At 72.8% G+C, this 243-nt stretch carries 1 pseudogene; it reads right to left on the reverse strand.

Annotated elements, in window-relative coordinates:
• Positions 1 to 243 (reverse strand): annotated as a pseudogene (locus SB751_RS34470) (hypothetical protein); the annotation flags it as partial.

A 243-nucleotide genomic window follows, 5' to 3' on the forward strand; every position in this document is an offset into this window, starting at 1 on the left:
GTCGATGTTCGCGTACCGCGTGTCGAGATCGTTGCCGTACGTGCGCAACCGCTCGACGAGCGACGAATGGTTCGCCTGCGCGGGCGTCGCGGGCGTCATCTGCACCGCCGGCGCCGCATCGGCCGCCACGCGCGACATCGCGACGCCCGATGCCGACGGCGACGCCGCGGCCGCGCCCGGCTGCATCAACGCATCGAACTGGCGCACCTGCGCCGGATCGGACGCCGTGCCCGCCTGCTGTAC

Origin of the sequence: Cupriavidus sp. SIMBA_020 (assembly GCF_046535395.1) — a bacterium.
Classification (GTDB): domain Bacteria; phylum Pseudomonadota; class Gammaproteobacteria; order Burkholderiales; family Burkholderiaceae; genus Cupriavidus; species Cupriavidus campinensis.